The 838-nt window shown below is 34.5% G+C and carries 2 protein-coding genes; both read right to left on the reverse strand.

What is annotated here, in order from left to right:
- The coding region (locus IEX65_RS27970; protein WP_188771720.1) for an IS1 family transposase at positions 1–408 on the reverse strand (408 nt) is incomplete at its 3' end.
- A 74-nt stretch (positions 409–482) separates the two neighbouring features.
- A partial coding sequence (locus tag IEX65_RS27975) for an IS1/IS1595 family N-terminal zinc-binding domain-containing protein (RefSeq protein WP_445447106.1) occupies positions 483–838 on the reverse strand: 356 nt, incomplete at its 5' end.

An 838-nucleotide genomic window follows, 5' to 3' on the forward strand; every position in this document is an offset into this window, starting at 1 on the left:
TACATGATTTTCCAAAGACTTAGAAAAACTTAAAGCTTTCCTAACTAATCTGGATGCTCTTTGCCTTAATGTTCCATTAAAACGCTCAATATAAGCAGTTAAACCGCTATCTTTTCCCACGCCGAAATGGTTCTCATTTTCAAAAACTTTAACGTAAGCCTGCCAATAGTCAGAAAAGAAGCCAGTATGATTTTTGAAAACAGCAGGTATCTTTTCATAAAATAAGTTTGCATCTTTGGCTGAACGTCCACCTATATGGAACGCTATTATCTGTCTATTGATAGGGTTAAGAGCCAGCCAAAGCCACTGTTTATTCTCCCTATTTCCTACGAAAGTCCACATTTCGTCCAATTGAATACCATAATATTCTACTCGTACTCCACGTTCTTTACTGTATAATTCATTCACTAATAAATCGTTTGTTTCTATGTCAGCTAAGTAGTTTTGACAGACTACTTCTCCTGTAAGTGTTTCATTATCAGTTACTTGAATGTACTCTTGTAGTACAATTGAATTTTTTTTATAGCCCTTATTCTTCCTATTTCCTCTTCCATTATATTAGCTAAATATGACTCAATATCAGGCAAGCTTAAGTCAGCATTCAAATCATCAGGCAAATTACTATACAATTCTTTTATATAATTTAACAGCCATTGCTGACTCACATCACACACTCGACAAATACCAGAGAGTGATATGCGTTCTAATAAAAGTCTGTTTATCAGTAATTTATCTGAATCGCTGACAAACCAATCTTGACCACCTTCTACAAATTGTCGTTGGCAGTTATGACAAAAATAATTCTGCTTACCATAATGGGTATGACCATTCTTCTTAG

Origin of the sequence: Emticicia aquatilis (assembly GCF_014644295.1) — a bacterium.
GTDB classification, from domain to species: Bacteria; Bacteroidota; Bacteroidia; order Cytophagales; family Spirosomataceae; genus Emticicia; species Emticicia aquatilis.